Source organism: Mycobacterium sp. TY815 (assembly GCF_030755135.1).
GTDB lineage: Bacteria > Actinomycetota > Actinomycetes > Mycobacteriales > Mycobacteriaceae > Mycobacterium.
In genome coordinates this window covers 82,004-107,543 of record NZ_JAUFRX010000001.1, presented here as the reverse complement: position 1 = coordinate 107,543, position 25,540 = coordinate 82,004, and the positions used below count along the sequence as shown (strand labels likewise).

Annotated in this window: 21 protein-coding genes and 1 tRNA gene; 7 read left to right on the top strand and 15 right to left on the bottom strand. The window is 65.7% G+C overall.

Translation table 11 applies throughout. The features are described from left to right. Positions 1–3 precede the first annotated feature (3 nt). Together QXK92_RS00375 and QXK92_RS00370 are read right to left on the bottom strand one after the other, a co-directional pair. The gene (locus tag QXK92_RS00375; RefSeq protein ID WP_306239696.1) at positions 4–324 is read right to left on the bottom strand and encodes an STAS domain-containing protein; all 321 of its coding nucleotides are present in this window, start codon (positions 322–324) and stop codon (positions 4–6) included. Further along, complete coding sequence (locus tag QXK92_RS00370) at positions 324–2,843, bottom strand: SpoIIE family protein phosphatase (protein WP_306239695.1); 2,520 nt, start codon at positions 2,841–2,843, stop codon at positions 324–326. Before QXK92_RS00370 ends, QXK92_RS00375 begins: the two co-directional genes overlap by 1 nt. 279 nt (positions 2,844–3,122) lie before the next feature. Between QXK92_RS00370 and QXK92_RS00365 the strand changes: the two genes are divergently transcribed. Beyond that, positions 3,123–3,193: transfer RNA gene (locus QXK92_RS00365), tRNA-Cys, on the top strand. Positions 3,194–3,277: 84 nt separating this feature from the next. Here QXK92_RS00365 and QXK92_RS00360 read toward each other — a convergent pair. Then, entirely contained in the window at positions 3,278–4,108 is an 831-nt protein-coding gene (locus tag QXK92_RS00360; RefSeq protein ID WP_306239694.1) for an LLM class F420-dependent oxidoreductase, read from the bottom strand. A gap of 81 nt (positions 4,109–4,189) precedes the next feature. On the opposite strand from QXK92_RS00360, the gene QXK92_RS00355 reads away from it, so the two are divergent. Further along, positions 4,190–4,666, top strand: a complete 477-nt coding sequence (locus tag QXK92_RS00355; RefSeq protein WP_306239693.1) for a nitroreductase/quinone reductase family protein — start codon at positions 4,190–4,192, stop codon at positions 4,664–4,666. On the opposite strand, the gene QXK92_RS00350 is transcribed toward QXK92_RS00355, so the two are convergent. Further along, the gene (locus tag QXK92_RS00350; protein WP_306239692.1) at positions 4,663–5,214 is read right to left on the bottom strand and encodes a TetR/AcrR family transcriptional regulator; all 552 of its coding nucleotides are present in this window, start codon (positions 5,212–5,214) and stop codon (positions 4,663–4,665) included. The genes QXK92_RS00355 and QXK92_RS00350 overlap by 4 nt on opposite strands. 105 nt (positions 5,215–5,319) lie before the next feature. On the opposite strand from QXK92_RS00350, the gene QXK92_RS00345 reads away from it, so the two are divergent. Next, positions 5,320–5,742, top strand: coding sequence for a nitroreductase/quinone reductase family protein (locus QXK92_RS00345; protein WP_306239691.1), 423 nt, complete (start codon positions 5,320–5,322; stop codon positions 5,740–5,742). 6 nt (positions 5,743–5,748) lie between these two features. On the opposite strand, the gene QXK92_RS00340 is transcribed toward QXK92_RS00345, so the two are convergent. From QXK92_RS00340 to QXK92_RS00305, 8 genes are all read right to left on the bottom strand, one after another. After that, positions 5,749–6,888, bottom strand: coding sequence for a zinc-binding dehydrogenase (locus tag QXK92_RS00340; protein ID WP_306239690.1), 1,140 nt, complete (start codon positions 6,886–6,888; stop codon positions 5,749–5,751). A gap of 121 nt (positions 6,889–7,009) precedes the next feature. Further along, the gene (locus QXK92_RS00335; protein WP_306239689.1) at positions 7,010–7,348 is read right to left on the bottom strand and encodes a hypothetical protein; all 339 of its coding nucleotides are present in this window, start codon (positions 7,346–7,348) and stop codon (positions 7,010–7,012) included. Positions 7,349–7,507: 159 nt separating this feature from the next. Further along, positions 7,508–8,365: an ABC transporter permease gene (locus tag QXK92_RS00330; RefSeq protein WP_306239688.1), complete on the bottom strand. Its 858-nt coding sequence runs from the start codon at positions 8,363–8,365 to the stop codon at positions 7,508–7,510. Then, positions 8,365–9,216: an ABC transporter ATP-binding protein gene (locus QXK92_RS00325; protein ID WP_371934248.1), complete on the bottom strand. Its 852-nt coding sequence runs from the start codon at positions 9,214–9,216 to the stop codon at positions 8,365–8,367. Before QXK92_RS00325 ends, QXK92_RS00330 begins: the two co-directional genes overlap by 1 nt. Continuing rightward, a complete protein-coding gene (locus QXK92_RS00320; protein ID WP_306239687.1) occupies positions 9,213–14,759 on the bottom strand; it encodes a type I polyketide synthase in 5,547 nt (1,848 codons plus the stop codon). The genes QXK92_RS00325 and QXK92_RS00320 overlap by 4 nt, the downstream gene beginning before the upstream one ends. 180 nt (positions 14,760–14,939) lie before the next feature. Continuing rightward, on the bottom strand, positions 14,940–16,703 hold the full coding sequence (locus QXK92_RS00315; protein WP_371934275.1) for an NAD(P)/FAD-dependent oxidoreductase: 1,764 nt from the start codon (positions 16,701–16,703) through the stop codon (positions 14,940–14,942). Positions 16,704–16,850: 147 nt separating this feature from the next. Beyond that, on the bottom strand, positions 16,851–18,149 hold the full coding sequence (locus QXK92_RS00310) for a cation:proton antiporter (RefSeq protein ID WP_306239685.1): 1,299 nt from the start codon (positions 18,147–18,149) through the stop codon (positions 16,851–16,853). 210 nt (positions 18,150–18,359) lie between these two features. Next, positions 18,360–18,590: a helix-turn-helix domain-containing protein gene (locus tag QXK92_RS00305; RefSeq protein ID WP_306244059.1), complete on the bottom strand. Its 231-nt coding sequence runs from the start codon at positions 18,588–18,590 to the stop codon at positions 18,360–18,362. Positions 18,591–18,706: 116 nt separating this feature from the next. On the opposite strand from QXK92_RS00305, the gene QXK92_RS00300 reads away from it, so the two are divergent. Then, positions 18,707–18,955, top strand: coding sequence for a hypothetical protein (locus QXK92_RS00300; protein WP_306239684.1), 249 nt, complete (start codon positions 18,707–18,709; stop codon positions 18,953–18,955). A gap of 15 nt (positions 18,956–18,970) precedes the next feature. Here the strand turns inward: QXK92_RS00300 and QXK92_RS00295 are convergent, their stop codons facing one another. Then, positions 18,971–19,870 (bottom strand): YgcG family protein, encoded by a 900-nt coding sequence (locus QXK92_RS00295; RefSeq protein ID WP_306239683.1) that lies wholly within the window; start codon positions 19,868–19,870, stop codon positions 18,971–18,973. A 103-nt stretch (positions 19,871–19,973) separates the two neighbouring features. Here QXK92_RS00295 and QXK92_RS00290 point away from each other — a divergent pair, with 103 nt between their 5' ends. Continuing rightward, the gene (locus QXK92_RS00290; RefSeq protein WP_306239682.1) at positions 19,974–20,243 is read left to right on the top strand and encodes a DUF4242 domain-containing protein; all 270 of its coding nucleotides are present in this window, start codon (positions 19,974–19,976) and stop codon (positions 20,241–20,243) included. A gap of 3 nt (positions 20,244–20,246) precedes the next feature. On the opposite strand, the gene QXK92_RS00285 is transcribed toward QXK92_RS00290, so the two are convergent. Together QXK92_RS00285 and QXK92_RS00280 are read right to left on the bottom strand one after the other, a co-directional pair. Further along, positions 20,247–22,304, bottom strand: coding sequence for a helix-turn-helix transcriptional regulator (locus QXK92_RS00285; protein ID WP_306239681.1), 2,058 nt, complete (start codon positions 22,302–22,304; stop codon positions 20,247–20,249). A 15-nt stretch (positions 22,305–22,319) separates the two neighbouring features. After that, on the bottom strand, positions 22,320–23,150 hold the full coding sequence (locus QXK92_RS00280; protein WP_306239680.1) for an AAA family ATPase: 831 nt from the start codon (positions 23,148–23,150) through the stop codon (positions 22,320–22,322). A 152-nt stretch (positions 23,151–23,302) separates the two neighbouring features. Here QXK92_RS00280 and QXK92_RS00275 point away from each other — a divergent pair, with 152 nt between their 5' ends. Next, entirely contained in the window at positions 23,303–24,676 is a 1,374-nt protein-coding gene (locus QXK92_RS00275) for an FAD-binding oxidoreductase (RefSeq protein ID WP_306239679.1), read from the top strand. A 106-nt stretch (positions 24,677–24,782) separates the two neighbouring features. Next, positions 24,783–25,511 (top strand): methanethiol S-methyltransferase, encoded by a 729-nt coding sequence (gene mddA, locus QXK92_RS00270; protein WP_306239678.1) that lies wholly within the window; start codon positions 24,783–24,785, stop codon positions 25,509–25,511. Positions 25,512–25,540: the final 29 nt, after the last annotated feature.

Sequence of the window (25,540 nt, the reverse complement as noted above, 5' to 3'; positions counted from 1 at the left end):
GCTTCAGTGTCCCGTCGGCGCGGGTTCGGTGGTGATCAGTTCGGTCAGCCCGCACATGGAAAGAATGGACATCAGCAGCGGATGCGCAATGAGGTGGATGTGGTCCGCGTGGGAGAACAGAGCGTTGACCGCGGCACTGTCGAGATATTCGACGGCGCTGAGGTCGACGGTGAGTTTGCGGTCGCCGCCGGCCGCCTCGGTGGCGGCCTTGGTCAGAGCTCGGTCGAACGCGTCGATGTTGCTCAAATCGATCTCACCCGTGGCCTTCAGCACGAGTTCACCGTCGTAGCCGTGCGAGGTTTCCAGGGTGAGCGACGTGGGCATCAGGAGATCCTCGCGGATAGGTGAACCGTGGTTCCGGCAGTGTCGGAGTCGATCGTGACGTCGTGCATGAGCGCGCGCATCAGCGAGATGCCCCGGCCACGCCGCGGATAGGAATCGGGGTCCGGCGTCTTCCAGGACCCGGTATCGGTGATCGTCAGTTGCACCTGGTCGTCCACTGCCGTCGCGCCCAGGGTCACGGTGCCCCCCGGGCTGTGACGGTGGCCGTGCTCGATGGCGTTGGCGACCGCTTCTCCGGCGGCGAGGAGTACCTTCGCCGCCTGATCCTGGTCCATCCGGGCGCGGGACAACCAGTTGCGTAACGCGGAGCGCGACGCCGCCAGGTTCTCCGGGTCGGCGCGGAACGTCATCTCGAGCGGCGCCGGATGGCGGTAGAGCATGAGGACCACGTCGTCCTGATACCCGTCGTTCGGGGCGAGCCCGGCCATGATCTGGTTCGCGAGGCCGTCGAGTTCGCTGGCGCGGCCGTCCTGGATGAAGGCGGCGGTGCGGGAGATACCGTGCTCGATCGGCACGCGACGCCGTTCCACCAGGCCGTCGGTGTACAGCGCGAGCGTGGCGCGCGCCGGCATCGTCGCGTGCGCTTCCGAGCGCGGCCAGCCGGGCCGCATTCCCAGGGCGATGGTGCGGCCGTCATCGAGCTTCCGGATGGTTCCATCTGCTTCGACGACGATGGGTGGGGGGTGGCCGGCGCTGGAATACACCAATTCACCCGTGTCGGGATTGAGTACGACGCAGACGGCGGTCGTGCACGGCGCGCCGGGCAGCCGCGCGGCGAACCGGTCCATCCCGGCGAGGACCGCGCTGGGGCTGGAGTTGTCGAACAGCAATGCCCGGCAGGCGCTGCGTACCTGGCCCATCACGGTGGCTGCGGCCAGGCCGTGACCGACACAGTCGCCGACAATCAGCGCAATCCGGCCGTCGTCCAGTTCGACGATGTCGTACCAGTCCCCGCCCACCTGCAGGGGTGGGCTGGCGGCTTGATAGCGGACCGCGAATCCGTGGGGCAGCTCAGCGGGTCCCAGGATGGCGTGCTGCAGCGCCAGCGCGGTTTCGCGCTGCTGGTCGACCTGGTGGACCCGCTGCAGACCCTGGCCGAGACGGCCCGCCAGCACCGTGAGCAGGGTCTGGTCTTCGAGTGTGAACGGTCGTTGCGCAGCCAGATCGATCCACACGACCAGCACCCCCTCGGGATGCTGCAGCGCGATGCCGGCGGTACCGGGCTTCGCGGTGTTGGGCGTGAGGAGGTCGCCGTCGCGCAACGCGATGAGCAACGCGCGCTCCTCCGGCGGCAGGTCCGCCCAGTGCGCCGGCTCACCGACGGAAACCACCAGTGGCGCACCGTAGGCAACCGACTTGGTCGCGTCACTGCGAGCCGGAAAGGTGACAGCCAGCACGCGGCGCGCCCGCCACAGTCGGCGCAGCTCCTCGGCCGCGGTATGCACCGCCTCGTCGACCGTATCCGCTTGCGCCAGTTCCTGATTGAGCGCGTGCTCGCGTCCGGCCGCCAGCGCCAGGGCGATCGCGGCGTGCCGGGCGAAGTCGCTGACGAGTTCGAGGTAGTCGGTGCCGAACGCCGACTGCTGTGGGCCGCGCGCGACCGCGATGACGCCGAGCACCGCCTCGTCGGCGATCAGCGGTATGACGATCGCCGAGCGCTCACCGACATCGGTGAACCCCTCGATCGGATACTGGAAGGAGTCGGTGATCAGCGGCAGACCGCGGCGCGCCACGCCGCCCGTGGTGGAGGCATCCATCGGCACCTGCTGACCGACCACCTGGGAGGTGTACCGGCCCGCGGTCGCCGCCACCACGAGGGTGTTGACCTGTTGAGCGGGCAGGTCGGGTTCGCCCGGCACCAGCAGGATCGCCTGCTCGGCATCGGCCAACTCGAGCGCCCGGTTCACGATGAGCTGCAGCGGGCCGGTCTGCGGGTCGCCGGACAGCAGCGCCGTGGTGATCTCGCGGCTGGCGTTGGTCCATCTCGCCGATTCGCGTTCTCGCTCGAACAGGCGCGCATTGTCGATTGCGGCGGCAGCGGCCGTGGCCAATGCCCGCACCGCGCCCTCATGAGAATCCGTGAACACCCGACCGGGCCGGTCATCGGCGAGATAGAGGTTGCCGAAATCGGCGGCCCGCACGGTGATCGGTATCGCCAGCAGCGCCCGGATCGGTGGGTCGTCCGGCAGCAGTTCCGTGGACCGAGGGGAGGCACTCAGGTCGTCGACTCGAATGCCCTCGCCGACCTGGATGCCACCGAGTCGCTGCGACGTGGTGTGGCCGATGCCCTCGTAGATGAACGAGGACAGGGAACCGTCGTTCGCGCGTAGGCCCAACGATCCATATCGGGCACCGGTCAGCTCCATCGCCCCATTGACGATTCGGTGCAGTGTCATATCCAGGTCCAGGTCAGACCCGATTTCGACGATGACCCGCACCAATTGCTGCAGTTGGTCGCGAGCCGCCACCAACTCGTCGAGCCGTTCGTGGATTCCACTCACCAGCTGACGCCCGCGCTGCCTGCTGACTGCCGGTCGTTGTTCATAGTTTCCGTGCCTAGTCGTCGGGTTTCGTCATTTGTGCGCCGTGCCCGTGTTCTGCCCGTTCAATCACAGCACCCGCTCCCCTACCCGCCAACACCGGTCTGCAAACTCGCCGACGGTCGCGCTGAACGGCACTGCGACGGCCGGCTCGGTAACCCGCTCGGCCCCTTTCGTAACGATCAGAGCGAGGTAAACACTGGGCCGCGGCCGGCCCGGGCTGGCACGGTAGGGGTTCGCGCGGGTGTGGCTGAGTGGCTAGGCAGCGGCCTGCAAAGCCGTACACACGGGTTCGAATCCCGTCACTCGCTCCGCGCCCCTGCTGGCGAGCAGACACAAAAGCACCTTGGAACGCGCGCTCCGACGGGATTCTGTGTCTGCTCGCCGTGCAGACGTCACCCGCGGTACTGCGCGACCCGCGCCGCATAGTCGTCGAGCAAGCGCAGCGACTCGTCATGCGGTTTGGTGGGCAGCAGCAACGCCAGCTGACCGAAGCCCAGATCCTCGGCGGCGCGCCAGTATTCGAGATTATTGGGGGTTCCGAACATCGCCAGCGGGACGTCGTGACCCGCGGCGTTGCGCAGCTGGTCGACGCGCCGGCTGATGTTCTCGATCGGAAACGGGTTGGATATCCACCCGGCGCCGTGGCGGACCACCCGCTTCACCGTGGCGTCGGAATTGCCGCCGATGTAGATGGGCGGATGCGGCTTCTGCACCGGCTTGGGCCGGCTGTAGGACGGCGGGAAGTCCACGTATTTGCCGTGGTACTCGGCGGGTTCGTCGGTCCACAGCGCCTTGATCGCCTCGATGCGTTCGTCCAGGAGTGCGCCCCGCGTCTTCGGATCGGTCCCGTGGTCGCGCATCTCCTCGAGATTCCATCCAGCGCCGACACCGAATACGAACCGCCCTCCCGAGATCAGGTCGATGCTGGCGGCCTCCTTGGCCGTGACGATCGGGTCGCGCTGGATGAGCAATGCGATACCGGTGAAAAGCTCGATCGTGGACGTCACCGCGGCGGCCGCCGCCAGGGTGACGAACGGATCCAGAGTGCGGTAGTAGATCTTCGGCAGGTCACCGCCGAGCGGATACGGCGACTCGCGACTGGCCGGGATGTGGGTGTGTTCGGCGATCACCAACGATTCGAATCCGCGCTCCTCGATCGCCCGCGCCAGCGAGACGGTGTCGATGCTGTCGTCGTTGACGAACGTGGAGATTCCGAACTTCATCGCGCTACCCCTGTCGGTTCGGCGTCGCATCCCTGACACCAACGACCTTAGGCTGTGTTGGGCCCGAGAGGAGAAACGTCGATGACCAGGCAGCCAGGAACTTCCGCAGCCTTCTCTGCTGCCGGACGCCTACTCAGCCGACCGGCGATGCGCCCGGTGACCCGCGCGTTCAGCGACCTGCATGCGGCGCTGTACCGGTGGACAGGCGGCAAGGCACAGACCTCCAAGTACCCCACCATGTTGCTCACCGTCACCGGCCGCCGCAGCGGCAAGCAGCACACGGTTCCGCTGATCTATGTCCGAGACGGCGACCGGTATGTGATCGCGGCCGCCTATGCCGGCAGCGACGCCGACCCGGCCTGGTGGCTGAACCTGAAAAATAACCCCCGCGCTGTGGCGCAGGTGCACGACGAAAAGTTCGACGTTGCAGCCGAACTCGCGCCCACGGAGCGACGGGAGGAGTTGTGGCGGCGGCTGGTCGAGATGTATCCGTACTTCACCGAATACCAGCAGCGCACGAACCGGCAGATACCCGTGGTGCTACTCCGGCGCGCCTAACCGCGGCCGACCAGGTCTTGGAGCACCCGGGCGGTGCGGTCCAGCGGATCGGTGGACCGCGCGGCCAGACAGAGTATGACCGCGCCCTCGATGGCGGCGACGATGGTGGTGGCCAACGCTTCCGACTCGCCAGCCTCGCGGCCCTGGCTCCGTAACCGTTCTCCAATCACCTTCTGCCACATGGTGAATACCTCGCCCGCCGCATCCGCGGCCTCGGCTGACTCGGTGCGCCCGAGCGCGGCCGCGACCACCGGGCACCCCGCGGTGTAGTCGGTGGAGCGCAACGTGTGTTTCCACGAGCCGACGAACGCCGCCAGCGACTCGCGCACGTCGCCGTCGGGCCAGGCTTCCAATGTCGAGTCCAGCAGCCCGCCTGCCGCCCGGGTGGCCTCGGCCATGAGTTCAGACTTGCCGCCCGGAAAATTCACGTAGATCGACCGGCGTGCCGTGCCGCTGTGTTGCAGCAGTTCGGCCAGTCCAGTCCCGGCCACCCCGTGCCGGCGCATCAGGTCGATGGCGCTGTCGATCAGGCGCTCGCGGGCGGTCATCGGCTCTCCCCTCTCTCGACCGGTTGCAGTATACCGATTGGTCTACTACCTTAGGGTAGACCGATCGGTATAAACCGGCCACCGAGCATCGAGGCGGAGATTGCCATGACTGATGACCAGAAGACTCTGCAGAAGTTCCGCAGGGAACGCGCGGTCGGACGCTATGTGCTCAACCCGGTGGTGAAAGGGTTGAGCAGGCTCGGACTGCGAACCGCACTGGCCACTGAACTCGAAACCATCGGCCGCAAGACCGGTCAGCCGCGCCGGGTACCCGTGTCGGTGCAATTCGACGATCGGGGCGGGTGGCTCATCAGTCAGCACGGCACCCGCTCCGGCTGGGGCCGCAACATCGTCGACAACCCGAATATTCGTGTGCGACAGGGTAATAGGTGGCGCACCGGAGTCGCGACGTTACGCCCGGACGATGACGTGGTGGCGCGGGGCCGCAAGTTCGGGCGGCTGGGCGCCACCGTGGTGAAGGCGCTGGAGACGACGCCGGTGTCGGTGCGGATCGATTTCACCGACTGACCGAAGCTAGGCGTGCGGCGTGACCAGAAACTTCTCGCCGGTCGCCCGCCTGACGTATTCGGTGAACGCGTCGGGCTGAAGCATTCCGGCCAGCGACACCTCGCGGGTGTATTTGCTCGCGAACGTCGTGGTGAGTTCGCCGGCCACCCGCGCCCGCAGCCGGGCGAACGTCTCGCGGCCGGCGCTCTGCAGGAACGGGGTGAGCAGCCATCCGCCTACGCCCCAGGCCATTCCGAAGTTCCGGGTGAGCACTGTCGGGCTGGTGTCGAGGGCGCCGTAGATGTACACCTGCTTGTGGACGCTCGAGCCGTAGCGGGAGTATTGCGCCGCGGTTGCGTTGACCGCCTCCTCCATGCCGTTGAGGATCTGGCTCACCAGCGTCCCGCCGCCGATGGCGTCGAAAGCCAGTGTCGCCGATGTCGCTTTGAGCGCCTCGACGAGATCGCCTTCGAAAGAGGACGCTGTGGAATTGCACACGTATTGCGCCCCAAGCGATCTCAGTATTTCCTCTTGCTCGGGCTTACGGACGATGTTGACCAGAGGTATGTCGTCTTTCTGGCACAGCTTGACCAGCATCTGGCCCAGGTTGGACGCGGCGGCGGTGTGGACCAGAGCCGAATGACCTTCGCGGCGCATGGTTTCGGTCATTCCGAGGGCAGTCATCGGATTCACGAACGACGACGCCCCGTCCTTGGCCGGGGTGCCGTCGGGGAGTACCAGGCAGGCCGATGCGTCGACCGCACGGTACTGCGAATACATCGCGCCGCCGGCGATCGCCACCGTTCTGCCCAGGAGGGCCTGAGCCGCCTCCGACGACCCGGCCGCCACCACGGTGCCGGCGCCCTCATTGCCCACCGGCAGGGATTCGTCGAGTCGCGCGGCGAGCGCCTTGACTGCGGACGTTCCGAGTGGGGCGGTGACGACGGGCCGCTCGGGCGTGCCCGAAACCGTCGCCTTGCTCATGTCCGCGCTTGCGACGAGCAGACCCAGGTCTGAGGGGTTGATCGGCGAGGCCTCGACGCGCACCAGCACCTCGTTGTCGGCGGGGGCCGGGACGGGCACGTCCTCCAGCGACAGCGTGAGGGTACCGTCGGACGTCACCAAAGAACGCAGTTCCAGTGCGGTGCCGGGCAGATCTGCGGTCATGACGGATGCCTCATTCCTGTGGGGAACTGCTTAATTCCTATAGCGAACTTGATTCCGATGGCGAACTGATTGCCAGACCATTGAACTCGCATCGGCCCGCACAATTGCGTGACCGCTGAGGTCAGGTCGCGGGTGCCTGGTCGGGCGGAATCGCCCCACCGCAGCCACCGGGCGGCGGCGGTCCGGGCATGGGTTCGTCGCCGCTGACGCAGTCGTAGTAGAACTGCGGACCGACCATCCAGGTCTTCATCCATTGATGCCAGTAGGACCCGTCGGGGTACTTCTCCCCGTCACACACCGCCAGATTGCCAAAGCCCCACCGGCCGCCCGGGCAGAATCCTTTCGTCATGTCCGGCTGGTGCGGGTCAGGTGGGTCAGCGCTGGCAACTGCAGGGGGAAACATAAGCGCCGCAGCACAACCCAGCACCGCGGCGCCGCGGCGCGTCAGCCGGAATTTCATCTCGGCTTCCGGTGAATCAGAACTGGTCGATGAACCCCTGCGATGACGCATAGCTGAACGGACCTTCCTACGTGGCCTGACCCCGATCAAGAGAGTCTTGCAGCCCACGACGTCGGCGGGAAGGCTCAAAATTCTCAACGGCCATAGCATCGCTTCCGGTCAGTGCTTGTCGGACCACCGGAATACTCCAAGACAGGCGACCAGCCCGCCGACGCTCCATGCCGTCAGGACGAAGAATATGTTCCAGTGCTCCCAGCTGCCCGCCGGTTCGAAGATGACCATGTTCGACGGCAACAGCACCGAACGGAAGCCCTGAGCCATCCATTTCACCGGAAAGATGGAGCCGATCGTCAACATCCACGCCGGCAACACCATCAGCGGGACGTAGGTTCCCGAGAGAAACTGCAAGCCCACCGCCGGACCATTGGTGAGGACGGCGGCCGACACCGCATTGCTGGCGAAGTTGCTGATGAAGATGCCCAGCAACGAGCAACTGATGATGCCCAGGACGAACACCCACGTGAGCGTGAACCATCCGAATACGGTTGTCGGCAGCCGCAGTTTGAAGATCAGGACGCCCACCGACAGCAACACCACAGCCTCGGCGAGACTCGCGATGGCAACCAGCAGAATCTTTCCGATGAAGTAGGAGGTCGCCGTCGTAGGCGTTCCGCGAAGTCGCCGCAGGGCGCCGGTGTCACGGTCGGCGGCGATGCTGATTCCCAGGTTGATGAAGGATGTCGAGAGGATGCCGTAGGCGAGCATGCTTGCTGCGATCACCGCGCCGGTGCTGGTATCGCTGTCGGGGAGTTTCGCGGAGAAGATCGAACCCAGCAAGATGCAGATGACGGCCGGCATCGAAAAGGTTAGCGCCACCTGCTCGGGCCGGCGGTAGAACATCTTCAACTCCGGGACGACGCGCGAGAGCCCGATGCGCAGCGGCGACGGCAGCGCCGAACTCGGCGGGGCCGCGCGGTGTCTGGTCGGCAGGGTACTCCTGGCGTTGTCGATGGCCATCAGGCACGACCGATCAGCTGCAGGTAGGCGTCTTCGAGCGTTGGCCGGGTCACGGTCAGCTGACTCAACTCCACGCCGTCCACCGATCGCTGCCGGATCAACTCAGTCGGGTGATCCGTCTCCTCCACGTGGACCCGGTCCCCCTCGATCCAGCTGACGGTGGCCGCCGAGCTCACATATCCGGTCAGCTGGGCCGGTGAGTCGACCGCGACCAGCCGCCCGTCGGCGATCACTGCCACCCGGTTGGCCAGTGCCGCAGCCTCCTCCAGGTAGTGGGTGGTGAGCAGAATGGTCGTGCCGTCGGCTGCCAGCAGCCTGATGAGATCCCAGAACTGGCGCCGCGCCTCCGGGTCGAAGCCGGTCGTCGGCTCGTCGAGAAAGAGCACCTGAGGTTCGGCGATGATGCCGAGCGCGACGTCGAGCCGCCGGCGCTGCCCGCCGGAGAGGGTCCGCACTTTCGAACCCGAGACCGTGCCGAGCCCCACCAGATCGAGCACCTCGCCCGGAACGCGGGCCTTCCCATAACATTTCGCGAACATATGCATGGTTTCGGACACCGTGAGCATGCCGAAGTCACTGGCCTCCTGCAGCACGATGCCGATCTTGGCCCGCCACGTCCGGCCCGCCGTGCCGGGGTCCTCGCCTAGCACGCGCACGTCACCGGAATCCCGTTTGCGGTGGCCTTCGAGGATTTCGATGGTGGTCGACTTGCCGGCACCGTTGGGTCCGAGGATTGCGAATACTTCGCCGTACGCGACATCGAGGTCCAATTCTCGCACGGCGTGGATCTGCCCGTATGTCTTGGACAATCCGCGGACGTAGACCGCGGGCGGGCGCTCTGCGGTGATCACGGCTGCGTCCCGTCGGCTTCCTGCCCGGCGGGTTCGCCTTCCAGTTCGGCCAGCAGTGCCCGCAGTTCGGCCTCGGAGAGCTGTTCGAGCATCCGTTCCACGTCGCCGTCGGCGGGCGCATCAGGCTCTGCGGACTGATCGGTGAGAGTCTCGGAGCCGGGCAGCGCCAGCTCGGCAAGCACTCGAACAGCCAGCGAGTTGATGCTCACGCCCCGTAGTAGTTCCAGCACCGGCAGGTCGATCGCGAACATGGTATTGATCCGAACCCGGAAGTCCATGGCCATCATCGAGTCGAGCCCGATGTCGTTGAGGGTGTCATCGACTCCGATGTCGGCGGCCGCGATGTCGAAGACCGTGGCGGCAATCTGACGAACGTGGTCTACGACGACGTCCAGCCTGTCCGCTTCGGCAATTCCGCCGAGGAACTCGAGTATCGACGCATCCGCATCGGAGGGATCCGGTGCCGTGTCGGCGGTGCCCAGATCCGAGAACATCGACGGCAACTGGCCGCTGAGGCCGACGCTGCGCGCGCGCTTCCAGTCCGCACTGATGGCGACGACGTTGGCCACCTTCTGGTTGATCAGCCGATCGAGGATCCGGGTGCCCGCGCCCGGCGTGATGAGCTCAATCCCCCGCTGCGCGTAAAGCTTTTCCAGCTTGAGTTCTTCGACCATACCCACCGACCAGGGACCCCAACCGATGGTGATCGCGGGCAACCCTTGGGCCTGCCGGTAGTGTGCGAACGCGTCGAGGAAGGCGTTCGCAGCGGCATAGTTGCCCTGCCCGGGCGAGGCGATGACCGATCCGGCCGACCCGAACATGACGAAGAAATCAAGGTCGCGACCGGCAAAAGCGTTGTGCAGCACCCGGGTGCCGTCGATCTTGGGAGCCATCACCTTGGCGAAGTCGGCTTCGCTCATGTTCACCAGGAGCTGGTCGTCGACAGATCCGGCGGCGTGGACGATGCCGCGGACCGGTCGGCCTCCGGCCCGGGTGTGGCTGCTCAGCCACGACTGCACCTGGTCGGCATCGGTGATATCGACACTGGCCGTGATCACCTGCGCGCCAAGGCGTTCGACCTTCCGGATGGTGTCGACGGCCGCATAGTGCGGGCTGTCCTCGGTCAGCGTGGGCCAATGGTCTCTCGGGGGGAACTCGCTGCGGCTCAGCAGTGCGATATGGCGCGCCCCGCGCTCGGCGAGATAGGCGGCCACGGTGCGCCCGAGCGCCCCGGCGCCACCTGTGACGACGTAGGTCGCGTCCTGCCTCAGCTTGGTGGGGAAGGGTTTGGTCAGGTTGGCGCACAACCGAAGCCGCGGAACGAAGGTAGTGTCGCCGCGCAACGCCACCTGGTCCTCGCGGTCGGTCGTCAGGAGGTGATCGCAGATCCGGCCGGCCGTCGGGACCAGATCGTCAGCATCGTCGATGTCTATGAGGCCGCCCCATTGACCGGCGAATTCCTGATGGCCGATGACGCGGCCGAGGCCCCAGATGGCGGCCTGTTCGATGGCCAGGCTCTGGGTGCCGGGTGCCGGTTGCGCGTTCGCGGTGACCAGATACAGGCGCGGTCGCGCCGTGTCGAGTTCAGCGATCGCCTTGACCAGGTGCAGGACTGCGAAAACGCCTATCTCGTTATTCGTCTCCACCGCGTCGTCAAGGTCCAACGGCCAGCAGTTGATGACGCCGGCGAGGTCACCGTCGCTTTGCAGGTGCGTCGTGAAGAGCTCGCGGAGCTGCTCGGGCCGTCGATGATCGACCGCGTATCCCCCGTCGATCGCGGCGAGTGCGCCGACATCGCGGCGCACCACCGCCTGAACACGCTGGCCACGAGCGCGAAGCTGTTCGACAAGCGCGTCCCCGACGCCACCGTTGTCGACGAGAACGAGCCAGGACAGCGCATCAGGCGCATGCTCGCCCTCTGCCAGGATGTCTTCGCTTGTCACCCATTGGATTTCGTAGAGCCCCTTGTCGATGCGTTCCGCCGTCATACGCGATGAAGCAGTAAGCGACTCGACGGTGAAGCCCTTGAAGACCGCCAGCGTCTCACCGAAATCGTCGGTGACGGTGATGTCGCTTTCGATCTGTTCCCTGGTGGCCGACACGACGTGGACGTGAGCGGTCATATTCTTTTGCGGCGGACCGTAGATGACGCTCTGCCGGATCCGGGTCGGCAGGAACGGGCTGTCAGCCGCCTCCTGCCCGACGGAGTTGGCGCCGAACAAGGTCTGGAAGGCACCGTCGATGAGTGCCGGATGGAATCGGAACCGGCCGATTTCCTCGGCGATCGGGGGCCGGACGGTGATCTGGGCCTCGGCCCAGCCATCACCGCACCTGACCTTGCTGACGGACTGGAACGCATCGCCGTACGAGAACCCGATCGCCTGGGTGCGGGCATAGAAGTCCTCGCCACTGAGCGTGGTGATGAGTTCCGCATCCTGCGGAATATCGCTGCGCGCAGCGGACTTCGGCAGCGTGTTCAGCTCCGCGGTCGCCGTCACCGTCCACTTCACGTCCCCGTCGGCTGTTGCGGTGAACGCGGCGAACTCGAGTGCGCCGGTGTCCTGGTTGAGGGTGGTCCGCAGAATCGGATCACAGGTTTCGTCGAGGATCACAGCGCGCTTGAGCACCAGGTTCTCGACGCAGTGGTCGGTCGATCCGTAGGCCTCCTCGGCCGCCGCCAACGCCATTTCGATGAACACCGCGCCGGGCACAATGGTGCTGCCCTGCACCTGGTGGTCGGCCAGGAACGGGACTGCGGTGGTGCTCAACTCGGCTTCCCAGGTGGGGTGCACGGCGCTGACCGGTTGTCCCAGCAGGGGATGCACCGGGTTGTAATGCAGGTCCTCCACCGCTTCCTGGGTTTCGTTCCAGAAGCGTTTGGACTGCCACGGATAGGTGGGCAGTTTCAGCAGGCGCGCTCCCCCTCGCGGGTAGAGGTTGTCCCATGCGATGGAGTGGCCGTGACTGTGCAGTGCGCCAATACAATTCATCAGCGTGTGCGCGTCGTCGTCGTCGCGTCGCTGGGACGCCATGACGACCACGTCGGTCCGGTTCTCGGCAGACTGGGTTCCGGCGATCTCGATGATCGAGGAGGCCAGCACAGGATGCGGACCCAGTTCGACGAAGTGGGTGTAGCCGTCTTCGAGCATGCGCCGCGCCGCGGGTTCGAAAAGAACGGTGGCTCTGGTGTTCTGCCACCAGTAGGCGGCACCGGCCGCGTAGCCGTCCAGGCGCTCCCCGGTGACCGTGGAGTACAGCGGCACGGTTCCCGCGCCGGATGACAGCCCGTCGAGGGAGTGGTAGAGGTCGTCTTTGACCGCGTCCATGTAGTGGGTGTGGTACGGCACCCGCACGTTCAGGAACCGGTTGAAGACCGTGGCTTCCTCCAACTGTGCGGCGATGTCCTCCAGCACCTCGCTGTCGCCGGCGATGGTCACCGCCGAGGGGCTGTTGATCGCGGCGATGGAGACCCGCCGGCCGATCTCGTCGCGGGCCTTGTCGTCGATCGTCTGCATCAGCACGTCGGCGCCCAGTCCGACTGCGAGCATGCGGCCCAATCCGCTGGTGCGTTGCTGCAGACGACTCCGGTGGTAGATCACCTCCACGGCCTGCTCGAAGGTGAGCAGACCCGCGAGGTGGTGGGCCGCCACTTCGCCCGCGCTGTGCCCGACTATCGCGTCGGGGGTGATCCCGAATTCTCTGAGTTGTTCGGCAAGCGCGACCTGGATGGCGAAGTTCGCGGGCTGGGCGAACTCCGTCTCCGCCATCCGGGAGCCGGCTTCGTCGGCTCGCAGTTCGTCCAGCAAAGACCAGCCGGCGTGCCGGGACAGCTCGCGATCGCTTCGCCGGATGCTGTCGGTGAAGGCGGGGAAGACGTCCAGCAAGCCCCGGCACATCTTCCACCACTGCGGGCCCATGCCGGTGCAGACGAAGGCCAGCTTCGGTGTGCTCGGCTGGATGCGGTTGGCCGCGATCTGCCCTCCGTCGGCGAGCGCCTGCAGCTGCTCTCGGGCGTCGCCGACGCTGCTCGCGACAAGGGCGCGGCGATAGTTCAGATGCGACCGGCGCCGGCCGAGGGTGTAGCCGAGATCGGGCAGCGTCACGTCGGGATGGACGCTGAGGTGCTGCGCCAGATTGCGTGCGGTCGCCAGCAGGGCCTCTTCGTTGCGCGCCGAGATGGGTAGGACCGCCAGCGGCAGGCGCGCGGGTTCGGCGGGCACTGTGGCCGGCGCCGGGGGCTCAGCCAACACGGCATGGGCGTTGGTACCGCCGAAGCCGAACGAGTTGACCCCGGCCAGGCGCCGTTGGCTCGCGGGGAACTCGCGACCGGTCCGTGGGATGTCGATCTTGAGTTCGGCCAGCGGGGTCGGCCCGCTGGGATTCTTCAGGTGCAGGTTGGCCGGAATGAACCCGTGCTTGAGCACCAGCGCCGCTTTGATCAGCCCGGCCACACCGGCACCCGCCTCGAGGTGGCCGATGTTCGTTTTGACCGAGCCGATCAGCAGCGGGTCGGTCGCCGGCCGCTCAGCGGCGAGCGCGCCGGCCAGCGCCCGCATTTCGACCGGGTCGCCGACCGGTGTGCCCGTGCCGTGCGCCTCGACGTAACCGATCTCGTTCGGATGAACGCCGGCCCGTTGCAGGGCGGTGACGATCGCCGCCTGCTGCGCCTCTTCGCTGGGGACGGTGATGCTGTCGGTGTGGCCGTCCTGCGAGACCGCCGTACCGAGGATCTGGGCATAGATCTCGTCCCCGTCGCGCAGTGCCTGCTCGAGGGGTTTGATGACGACGACGGCACCGCCTTCGCCGCGCGCGTAGCCGTCCGCGGACGCGTCGAAAGCCTTACAGCGTCCGTCGGGACTGAGGAACCCGCTCTTTGACTCGGCGATCGCCGTGTTCGGTCCGATCATGATATTGACGCCGCCGGCCAGCGCCAGATTGCTTTCACCGTTCCAAATGCTCTGCGCGGCAAGGTGTACCGCCACGAGTGAGCTCGAACACGCCGTGTCCACCGTCATGCTCGGACCGCGGAAGTCGTAGGTGAACGAGATCCGGTTGGCGAGCATCGTCATCATCATTCCGGTGGCGGAATGGGTCTTGAACCGGTAACGGCTGGTGCGCCCCTGATTCTGCAGGAGTTGGTAGTCCAGCGTGAAGCCGCCGATGAATACGGCAACGTCGGTGCCGGCCAGCTCTTCCGCCGGAATCCCGCCGTCCTCGAGGGCCTCCCACGTGGTCTGCAACATCAGCCGCTGCTGCGGATCGAGCAGGTTCGCCTCGCGTGGCGAGATGCCGAAGAACTGGGGGTCGAATTGGTCGATCTCGCTGAGGAACCCACCTCGGCGGGTGACCATCTTCCCGACCTTCGCCGGATTGGGATCGTAGTATTTCGCGGCATTCCAGCGTGTTTCGGGAACGATGCGGGTGGCGTCGGTGCCGCTGCACAGTAAGTTCCAGTAGTCTTGCGGGGTATTGGCACCGCCCGGAAAGCGGCACCCGATTCCGACGATCGCCAGAGGTTTTCGAGTGCCTTGCTCGGCGCGCATGTTCATCCTTTCCCGCCAACAATCCGTCGCGAGCAGGCCGCCGCGGGAGGTTGGTTCTGTGATCTGTGGTTCGCTTGCGGACGTCTGCCGATTACCGGAGCAGCCGGCGATCGAGTGCACTGACAACCGTGCCTTCCACGCCGTAAGCCACACCCCATGCTGCGCGGATCCTCAGTCGGTTCAACTGAATTCGAGTGCGGGCGCGGCGCCGACGATCCAATCCCGGCCGATCGGGTTGGTCGGCTGCTCGTGGCGGTAGACCGATCGGAGCTCCCGCAGCAGTGAATCCCGCTGCCAGGCCTGCACTTGTTGCATGACGTCGTCGTCGGAGAACCTCTCCGACTTCTCCGCGACGACCGTCTCCACCAGCTGCCCGGCCACCTGGCGGAGCAGTCGGGTGTTCGCGTCGAATTGAGCGGTGAAATCGGCGGCTCGTCCCATCATCGCGGTGTGCAGCGAGACCATGAAATTGTGCGGCGCATACAAATCGACAAACGCCGAAGAAGGGTGCCAATCCTCGACCGCCGCCCATTCCCGGAAGAAGCTCTGCATGCGGTTGCTGAGGGCGATCATGCCTTCCAAATGCGGGACCACCCCGGGATCGTCGGCCACACTGACGAACCGGCCATTGCTGTAAAGCAGACCGATGAAGCCCCAGTAGAAAGCGATATCCCAGATCACTTTGGCCGACATGACGGCCGGAGATCCCATGAGCGGATATTGATCGCAGTAGATGTTGAGCCACATGTCGGTCAGCGACCGGAAGAGGGAGTCGCTTATCCCGGCTCGTGCGGCGACATCTTCGCCATCCAGTTCGCGGGAAATCATGTCGGTGATCAGACCATTACCGATGGCGATGAGGTCCAGACCCGAGGAATACAGCGGGTCGAGGAATACTCCGGCATCGCCGGTGACACACCACCGCTCGCGACCGTCATATACCTTGGTAGCGCCGTGGCTGTAATTCTTCATCACCCGGAAGTCTTTGATCAGGTGATCCAACTCGGCCAGGACATCCGCGCACTGCGGTTCGTGCCGGCGCAGCCAGGCTTTTGCTTTCGCGAGCGTATTGAAGTCGTCGAATGCATGAAATGCGGGGTCGGCGACAATGCCGACGCTGGTGGCTCCGGAGGCAAGTCTGATGAGCCATACCCAATATCCCTCGCCCATCAAATGATTGGTGGACAGTGACCGGTCGCCTTCAACTAGGCGCGCTTGCCAACTGGGGTCATCGCTCCACTGGCCGATATCGATGTCGGCGGCTACGCGAAGCCACACGGCATTACAGTTGTGCTCGTTGGGCCGCCGCAGCTCCAGTTGCCGGGGCAATGCCCGATTTCGCCCCGACGCGTCGACAACCCAACGAGCAGTCTTCTGAGTGATCGCCTCACCGGTCTGGAAAGAAATGGTGTGCGGCTGACTTCCCTGGCCGAATTCGACGGATCGCACGCGCCCATTCTCGATATCCACACCGGCGGACTGGCAGCGCCGATTCAATTCGTTTTCCAGCCGGCCGCGGTCAATTTGATAGGTGACCTGCGGCACGAAAGACGAGCTGCCCAGCTCCATCCGCCGAGCGATATCGGTGTTGGTGTCATGCGAGAAAAACATGCGCAGACCCATTTTCCGGAGCTGCGCGGTGTGTAAGTGATCGGCAAGGCCGATGCGTTGCCGCAGGTAGTGCGCGGAAATCTCGACCGTGGACTCGCCCACGGTGTGGGTGATCTCCGGGACGGGGCGAACGTTGGGCTCGATGATGATCACCCGGGTCTGCGGGCGGGCGCTGCGGAGCTCCAGCGCGAGCGTCATGGCAGCCGTGCCGCCGCCGATGATGGCCACGTCGTGGTCGGAGGTCGCATCGTCGGCCTGTGACAGCTGGGACTTGATCTTCTGAGCGAGGGCCTCCCGTGCCTCCGAGCTCAGTTGAGACAGCTGCGCTCGCACGTCCACAGATCCCCCTTCGCAGTGCGTATGGCGAATTTGCTTAATAGTTAAGGAGGTTACACGAAATCAAGCTCCGGCAAACCGAGAAGCCGAGGTAGCGCACGGAACTGGACGGGTAGTACAGCAACCGCAGCAACGTGCGCGACATCAGCCGGTGAGCTCTGCGGTGTCGTCCGAGGGGCTGGTCGACGCCGCGGCCGGGGCGGGCAGGTCGTCGACGCGGTACCTCCCGTATACCCACTCGAATATCGGGGTGGCCATGAGGGTGGTGACGATGGCCACAAGTACCAGAATGGTGAAAAGCGCGGGCGTGATGATGCCCGCCTGCAGGCCGATATTGAGCAGAATCAGCTCGATCAGTCCGCGGGCGTTCATCAACGATCCGAGTGCGACCGATTCTCGCCACGGAACCTTCTTCAGCCGCGCCGCGACGGAGCATGCGACGCCTTTCCCGGCGATGGACACCAGCAGAATGCCCAGCGTCACCGCCCACAGTGTCGGGCTGTTCAGCAGGCCGATCTGAGTATTCAGACCCGAATAGACGAAGAACAGCGGCAGCAGAAAAGTGGTGACCAGTGGCTCGAGCATCGCGGTGAGCCGGTCGGCGAAAAAACCGGACGGCATGGCCACGCCGAGGATGAATGCGCCGAATATGGCATAGATGCCGATCGTGTCGGTGAACCACGCACACGCCATGAGCAAGATAAGGACGGTGGTGAGCACCGGCGGGCTGATCGTATTCTGCCGTTCGGACATGGTGCCGAGCACACTGAACATTCGTCGTCCGAATGTCAGCAATAACACGCTGTACAGGATGCCGCCGATTATCGCGACCGCGGCCAATACCGGATTGCCCCGGTGAATGGCGAGCACTATTGCCAGGATGCACCAGGACAGCGCATCGTCGGCTGCACCGCATGCCAAGGCGAGTGTGCCCAGCGGCGTTCCGGAAAGACGTTGTTCGAAAATGATTCGGGCAAGCATCGGGAAGGCGGTGGTCGCAATCGACGCGCCGAGAAACATCATCGCCATGACCAGGGTGACGCTTTTGTCGAAATAGATTCCGGCCGACAAGAGCGGCATGGCGAGCAACGCTCCCAGAGCGAGCGGCGTGAAAATGCCCGCCGCGGAGACCGCAACCGCGGTGCCCGCCCGGTGTTTGATGAGGTTGACGTCGAAATTGAGCCCGATGAGAAACATGTAAAGCACCAGGCCGATCTGCGCCATGGTGTACAGCACCGTATTCGCCTGCCCAGCCGGAAATATGTGGTGTTGTATTCCAGGAGCGATGCGACCCAGCAATGACGGTCCCAGCAGCACGCCGGCGATCATTTCGCCCACGACCTGGGGTTGACCGATGCGCCGGGCCAAGAACCCCACCAACCGGCACGTTCCGAGAATGACGGCCAGTTCCAGGAAGAAATGAATGGCGGTGGCTGCGGGCATGAATCAGGACCTCGGGTGCAGGGCGCGGACGGCCTGTCGGTTCTTGCGTGTCCCGAAACAGGTATCAGGCATATGGTTTCAACTCCGCGGTGTCAGGGAGCATGCGCGACCCTCGGAGCGCCCGATACTGCACTGGGTCTTGAGGGTCGGCGGTCTCGGTTGAGGCTACGTTACGCGAACGGAGAGCGCCGCCCGGCGGGGTGACTGCCGTCAATCAGGGTTCGGGCGCTTGATTGCCGTGTCGCGCAGATACTCCCGCGGCGACATTCCTTTCCAGCGGCGGAACGCAGCGGTGAAAGCGGGCGTATTGCTGTAGCCGACACGCCGCGCGGCTTGTTCGACGGTGACCCCATCGGCGAGCAGGTCCTCAGCCCGCTGCGCACGCACCTCGTCGAGCACCTGACGAAACGACGTCTGCTCGTGAGCCGGATGTCGCCACAGAGTCCACCGACGGCAACCACTCTCTGGTAGTAAACACCGCGGACGGCGTCTGGGTCTCCTCGGAAAACGGTATCTCGCTGGACAATTGGCAACCGGAGCTGTCAGGGATTCCCGGCGTGCGCAAGTATCACGAGATCTACGGGCGGGAGGTCTGCCCGAATGCGAACACGCTGGAAGACTCGCTGGACCAGTACGACTCGATGGTGAAAGAGAAGATTCTGGCGGACCCCTGCCGCGACGACCCCCGGTGGCTGCAGATACTTCCGTCGACCGAGCTGGCCGACTGGAAACGCTTCTGGCCGGTACTGCCCAGCTACGTCCACGGCGGCATCGACTACGGAACCCTCACCACCCCAACGCATTAGCCCGGCGGCCGACGATCAGCGGGAGGACGCTCCCCGTGACCCACGGGCGCGTTGCGCCGCCTGCACGTCAGCGTTGGCCAGCGTTTGCGCCTGGGCGGCCAGCGCCGAGGCCTGGTTGGCATGAGCAACGGCGTCGCGCTCGTTGGTGGCTGCCGTCGCGTGCGCCGCGGACAGGTGCCGTTTCGCTTCCTCGAGGCGGGCCCTGGCGTCGGCTCCGACGATCTGGCGGTACTTCGTCGTGTAATCGGAGATCTGGCGCATCCGGGCATCTGCGGTGGACAACGCACCCGCCGCTGAATTGACGGGACCCTCGACGTTCACCTGGCCGCTGCCGGCTTCGATCTGCCGCGCCGCACGGCGGCGCCGGTGCCGGCGATAGAGCAGAAACAGGACCACCACCAGCACCACCGCGGCCACGCCGATCGCGATCAACAGCCACGTCCGCTTCGACGACGTGGCCGTCGTCTTATTCAACCCGTCGGCCGCCGCGACGGCGGCGCCGCTCCAGTTCTTGGCGGCGACCGCCGGGGCGATTTGGGTGTTCTGCAGGTTGGTCACCTCGTCCGTGGGGAACCCCGGGGCGCTGAACGCGTACAGCTTGGTGTTCGTGGCCACGGCCAGCAACACGTCATGGCCACCCATGCTGGTGGCCTCGCGGGTTCGGTCGGCCCAGTTTTCCGGCTTGAACCTGGAGAAGTTGTCGACGTACACCACCCACAGCTGAATGTGCTTGTCGCGGTATAGCCGGTCGACCGCCGAGCTGACCGCCGCCCGGTCGGAATTCGTCAGTGCGCCCGTGGTGTCGGTGATGTGATCGGTGAGTTTCGACGGCGGTTGTGCCCCCGCCGGGGTAGCCAGCAGTAAAACGGCGGCGAGGATCGACAGGACCAGACCGAACAGGCGAACTATGCGCATGCGGGTAATCTAGCCCGCCGCGAACGGCTATCTTTTAAAAGCACGGTTGTAGATATTCAGCGGCCGTGGCGGCGTTTCGACCGCAATGCGAAGGAGACCGCAAATGCCGATATTCATGGTCGAACGAAACTACGCCGAAGAGCTGGAACCGAGCCTGGAAGCGGCCGACGGCATCACCCGGATCAACGACGAAGAGGGCGTTCGCTGGCTGTACTCGTTTCTGTCAGCCGACAAGCGCAAGACGTACTGCCTCTACGAGGCGCCGACACCCGAGGCGATCAGATCCGCGGCGGTGCGCGCCGGCCTTCCCGCGGATGTCATCGTCGAAGTCTCCGGCCGGGTCTTACCGACCGGCGGACTGGCTGAGATCTGATCGCTATCCCAGCAATTCGTGATCGGCGGCATACATGGCCGCCTGGGTACGGTTGGCGGCACCGGTCTTGAGCAGAATGCTGCGCACGTGGTTGGCGGCCGTATTCGAGCTGATGTAAAGGCGTTCACCTATCGCCCGGTTGCTCAATCCCTCGGCCAGCAGCCGCAATACCTCGACCTCCCGCTCGGTCAGGCCGTCCGGACCGTCGGCGGCCACCAAGACGTCCAGCAGGTCGATGACGCGAGTCTGGCCGATCGGCTCGGCGATGGCGCGCGCCTGCGCGGCCCACTGCGCGGCCGGCCCGGTGCTGCCGTGCGCGAGCGCGAACTCCGCGCGTCTGGCGAGCGTCTCGGCTACGTGCACAACAGACCCCATGCGCCGGTCCATCTCCAGTGCTGAGCTGAAATACGCTTCGGCGGCGTCGATTTCGCCGGAGAGGGCCGCGATCCGGCCGAGGTATCGGTCCGCGCTCCCGAAGATGGCGACGAATTGTCCGGCCATGACATTCTTGCCCTGGTAGCGGGCGACGAACGGACGCAGCGTATGAACCGCTTCCCGGTTCTCCAGCGCCAATGCCGCCTCCACCATGAACATCAATTCCATGGGCCACCGCGCCGCCTCGGTTCGTTCCCCGAGATTGCGGCTGAGCAATTGGTTGAGTGCCCGGGTCATGCCGCGCTCGCAGTCGAGCTCGGTATACAGGGCCAGCAGCCCGGGCAGCCAGCGACCGGCGAAAGTCTCACTCCCGTCGACGAATCCGCTGAATCTCTTGAGGGCGCCGGTCTCCCGCCGGATCATGAACATCTGGACTCCGTAGGAGCCCTCCGTCGTGTCGCTGCCGAGCAGTCCTCCGGTGCGTACGGCCATCTCGGCCCACCGCTCGGCGCCTTCGAAGTCGCCGCGCAGGTAGGCCAATCCGCCATGGGCACACGCGCCGACAAAGCTGAAAAACGGTTGCCCGCACGTCTGCCCCGCGCGTTGCATATCGGCCGCCGCCGCGGCCAGGTCTTCGGGCCGCCCGGCCTGATAACTGGCGAGGGCCCGGAAGTGCGCGGCCGAGCCCAGCGCCTCGTAATCCCGCCGCGACAACGCCATCCGCGACAGTTCGGTCGATCGGTCCAACTGGTGCTCACACATCTCCGGCGTCAGGCCGTGCCAGAGACTGGTCTCCAAGGCGTGCAGCAGCACCGCCGGATCGTCCCCGGTGCGCGCGTAGTCGATGGCAAGGCTGCTGACGTCCCGGGCACGCGCGGTCTCACCGGCGAACGCGAGCGCACGTCCGAAACTGCCCAGTGCCCGCACATAGCGCGGATCGCCGGCGTCCAGACCGCACGATTCCAGCGCTGAGGCCAGCAGGTCGGCCGCCTTCGAGTCGGCCAGCCCAGGACGCCAATTGGCGTCTTCGTAGCCAATGGCCGCCTCCAGCCGCACCATCGGGTCCTCCGAAGAGCTGATGTCCTCGTACATGCCGCGGGCGCGCGCGAAGTCACCGGCGCGGACGTGATTCGCGGCGGACCTGAGTTGCATCCCGGCCCGCTCCGCGCGGCTGAGTTCGGGTAGCGAGGCGGCCCGCTCGTACCAGGACGCGGCGTCTTCGTAGGCCAGACTGTGCTCGGCGATTCGCGCTGCCTCCTGCGCGTACCGCAGGGCTTGCTCGTGGTAGCCGAGCACGTGGGCCAGCAGGTAGTGGTTGGCCAGGCGAGGGATAACCGACGGATCCGCGCGGCCCTCCAGTGCCTTCGCGGCCCGGGCGTGCAGTATCCGCAGCCGCGATGCCGCCATCCGGGCGACCACGGCCTCCCGGGTCAGCGCATGCACGAAGGAGAATTCGACGTCGGATCCCTGCACCGCCCTGATCAGGCCCACACCCTCGGCGGAATCGACAGCAGCCAGCGTCACCGCCAGATCGGCATCGCTGCTGGCGATGAGGGCGGGCAGGTCGAAAGTCTCACCCAGCACCGCGGCCTGTTCGACGATCTCCCGCACGCCGGTGCCCAGCCCGGCGAGCCGGCCGGCGATGGCATCACCGATCGAGCTGGGAACCGACCGGTGCGAGCTCAACGCGGCGACGCCGCCTCACCTCTCCAGGTCTTTGCAGAGCTCGGTCAGGAAGAACGGGTTGCCACCGGTTTTGTCTCGCAACAAGGCGGCGGCGGTGCGCAGCGCCGAGCGGGTCAATTGCTCAGTGCCGCGCACGAATTCAGCGATCGCTTCGGTATCGAGCCCCTCCAGATCCAAGCGGCGTACGCCGTCGAACCGGTGCATCTCCGCCATCCGGGTGACCAGTTCGTCAGAGCGGTCCGGCGCCGTCGTGCGAAATGTCGCCACCACCAGCATGCGTACGTCGGCGCAACCGGCCAGCACGTGTTCGAGCATCGCCAGTGTCGGGAGCTGGGCCCAGTGCAGATCTTCGAGGATCAGCGCGATCGGGCGATCCTCGGCCAGCCGGCGGAAGAAACCGGTCAGCGCATCCAGCAGTAGCCGCCGGCCGGTTCCGGCGTCGTCGGCGATCGCCGCCTCCGCAAGGTGCGGTTGCACCTGAGCGGACAACCGGCTCAGTTGCTGGCCGGCCTCCGCCAACGGTTCTGCCAATGATCCGGCGGGACTTGCCGACAGCAGACGGTCCAGGGCCTGCGCGAAGGGTTCGTACGGGACACCGGCGTCGGCGGTGCAGCTGCCTACCAGGACGGCGACGCCGTGCTGGGCCAGCGATCCGGCGACCTCGGCGACCAGCCGCGACTTGCCTGCCCCCGGTTCTCCGCCGACGAAAATTGCCTGCCGGTCCCCGTTCTCGACCCGCTCCCAGGCCTGCTCGAGGGCGGCGAGCTCACCGGTGCGGCCCACGAAAGATCCGCGGCGACGTACGACGACTTCGGCCGGAAGTGGTGGTGGCACCCACTGCGCCATCTGCCCAAGGTAACGGCAGCGCGGGCGCCCAGTCGATAGTCAGATCTGACCATTGGTGGGCGGCAAGCCGAATGCTCTGTTGTGGTCATGACGGGCGGCACCGGCCAGTCGTAGCGTCAGCACATCGATTCCGGAGACGGGGAGGTGGCGACATGTCCACTGCGAGTGCGGTCAGCCGGCCGAATTTGTTGGGCGGGAGAGTGATTCTGCCGCACGACGCGGAGTACGACGACGCGCGCGCACTGTACAACGCCATGATCGACAAGCGGCCGGCGATGATCGCGCGGTGCCGAACCACCGAGGACGTCACCGCGTCACTGGGCTACGCACGGAAGTCCGGCCTGCCCGTCGCGGTCCGCGGGGGCGGCCACAGCGGCCCCGGTTTCGGCGCCGTCGACGGCGGCATGGTCATCGACCTGTCACCGATGGACCGCATCGACGTCAACCCCGACGCGCGCACCGTTCGGGTGCAAGGCGGCGCCACGTGGGGTCAGGTGGACGCCGCCACCCACGCATTCGGGTTGGCCACCCCGTCGGGCATCATCGCCACGACCGGTGTCGGAGGGCTCACCCTCGGCGGCGGCCACGGCTATCTGTCGCGCAAATACGGCCTGACCATCGACAACCTGCTCGAAGCCGAGGTGGTGCTCGCCGACGGCCGGGTGGTCGTCGCCTCGGCCTCGGATCATCCCGACCTGTTCTGGGCGCTGCGCGGCGGCGGCGGGAACTTCGGCGTGGTCACCGCGTTCACATTCCGGTTGCATGCGGTGCAATCGGTGATCTGCGGGCCGACAGCGTGGCCGGCCGCCGCCACCACCGACATCCTGTCCTGGTTCCGCGATTTTATACCGGCCCAGGACGACGACCTCTACGGCTTCTTCGCGACGATGACCGTGCCGCCCGCGGATCCCTTCCCGACGGACTTCCACCTGCAGAAAGTCTGCTCTGTCGTGTGGTGCTACACCGGCGATCCGGAGCGGGCCGACGAGGTCTTCGCGCCCGTCCGGCAGATGCGGCCGGCCTTCGACGGCATCGGCGCGGCACCGTACCCGGCGCTGCAGTCGACCTTCGACGGGTTGTATCCCAAAGGGCTGCAGTGGTATTGGCGTGGTGACTTCTTCCGGACGATCGACGACGGCGCGGTGTCGGCCCATGCCCGGTTCGCAGCAGAGATGCCGACCATGCATTCCTCGATGCACCTGTACCCGATCGACGGGGCGGTGCACCGGGTCGGGCAGACCGACACCGCCTGGGCTTACCGCGACGCGAACTTCTCCCAGGTCATCGTCGGTGTCGATCCCGATCCGGCCAACGGTCCTGCGCTGCGGCGGTTTACGACCGACTACTGGCAGGCCACGCACCCGTACTCGGCGGGCGGCGCCTACATCAACTTCATGATGGACGAAGGTCAGGACCGGGTCCGCGCCACCTACGGGCCGAATTACCGCCGGCTCACCGAGATCAAAGCGGAATTCGACCCCGACAACACTTTTCGTATCAACCAGAACATCGTGCCTGCGAGGTGACCGAGACATGAGCAATACACCGAAATACTCTGTCAACGTTGAAGATCGACACACGGGATGCCCTGCGCTCCCCCGTGCCGGGGCAGGGCGGCAGAACGGATCGAGGTTGCAGCGCGTCGCGTTCGTGGCGTACGGCGCCCTCAGTTACCTGCTGTTTCTCGGCGCCTTCCTGTATCTGGTGGGTTTCGTGGTCGGCGTCGCGGTGCCCCGCACCGTCGATGACGCCATCGACGCGCCGTTTGCCCGGGCAGTGGTGATCGACCTTGGACTGCTGCTGGTGTTCGCGCTGCAACACAGCGTGATGGCCCGACCCGCCTTCAAGCGATGGTGGACCCGATTCGTGCCTGAGCCCATCGAACGCAGCACCTATGTGCTGGTGTCCAGCGCAGCTTTCGCGCTGTTGTTCTGGCAGTGGCGTTCGATCGACATCACCGTCTGGCACGTGAACTCCGCACCGGCCCGGATCGCGATCACGGCGCTCGGTGGTCTCGGCTGGCTGATCGCCCTCGCGTCCACCTTCATGATCGATCACTTGGAGCTCTTCGGCATTCGCCAGGTGCTGCACAACCTGCTGTCAAAGCCTCTCGTGCAGAAAGGCTTCCGGGTCGTGATGCTCTACCGGCTGGTGCGTCATCCGTTGATGCTGGGGTTCCTGATCGCATTCTGGGCCACGCCGACCATGACGGCCGGGCATCTGCTGTTCGCTGCGGCCAACACCGTTTACATCCTGGTCGCGCTGCAGTTGGAGGAGCGCGATCTGGTGGCGGTGCTGGGCGAGCAATACCGGCGGTACCGCGTGCGGGTGCCCATGCTGCTGCCGCGCCCATGGCGCTGACTCGCCGGACCGGACACCACCGCGTTCCT

Bases quoted from the DNA above. Each gene is read 5' to 3' on its own strand.
- QXK92_RS00375 (WP_306239696.1), bottom strand. From the start codon at position 324: ATGCCCACGTCGCTCACCCTGGAAACCTCGCACGGCTACGACGGTGAA.
- QXK92_RS00360 (WP_306239694.1), bottom strand. From the start codon at position 4,108: ATGAAGTTCGGAATCTCCACGTTCGTCAACGACGACAGCATCGACACC.
- QXK92_RS00355 (WP_306239693.1), top strand. From the start codon at position 4,190: ATGACCAGGCAGCCAGGAACTTCCGCAGCCTTCTCTGCTGCCGGACGC.
- QXK92_RS00350 (WP_306239692.1), bottom strand. From the start codon at position 5,214: ATGACCGCCCGCGAGCGCCTGATCGACAGCGCCATCGACCTGATGCGC.
- QXK92_RS00345 (WP_306239691.1), top strand. From the start codon at position 5,320: ATGACTGATGACCAGAAGACTCTGCAGAAGTTCCGCAGGGAACGCGCG.
- QXK92_RS00340 (WP_306239690.1), bottom strand. From the start codon at position 6,888: ATGACCGCAGATCTGCCCGGCACCGCACTGGAACTGCGTTCTTTGGTG.
- QXK92_RS00335 (WP_306239689.1), bottom strand. From the start codon at position 7,348: ATGAAATTCCGGCTGACGCGCCGCGGCGCCGCGGTGCTGGGTTGTGCT.
- QXK92_RS00330 (WP_306239688.1), bottom strand. From the start codon at position 8,365: ATGGCCATCGACAACGCCAGGAGTACCCTGCCGACCAGACACCGCGCG.
- QXK92_RS00320 (WP_306239687.1), bottom strand. From the start codon at position 14,759: ATGCGCGCCGAGCAAGGCACTCGAAAACCTCTGGCGATCGTCGGAATC.
- QXK92_RS00310 (WP_306239685.1), bottom strand. From the start codon at position 18,149: ATGCCCGCAGCCACCGCCATTCATTTCTTCCTGGAACTGGCCGTCATT.
- QXK92_RS00295 (WP_306239683.1), bottom strand. From the start codon at position 19,870: ATGCGCATAGTTCGCCTGTTCGGTCTGGTCCTGTCGATCCTCGCCGCC.
- QXK92_RS00290 (WP_306239682.1), top strand. From the start codon at position 19,974: ATGCCGATATTCATGGTCGAACGAAACTACGCCGAAGAGCTGGAACCG.
- QXK92_RS00280 (WP_306239680.1), bottom strand. From the start codon at position 23,150: ATGGCGCAGTGGGTGCCACCACCACTTCCGGCCGAAGTCGTCGTACGT.
- QXK92_RS00275 (WP_306239679.1), top strand. From the start codon at position 23,303: ATGTCCACTGCGAGTGCGGTCAGCCGGCCGAATTTGTTGGGCGGGAGA.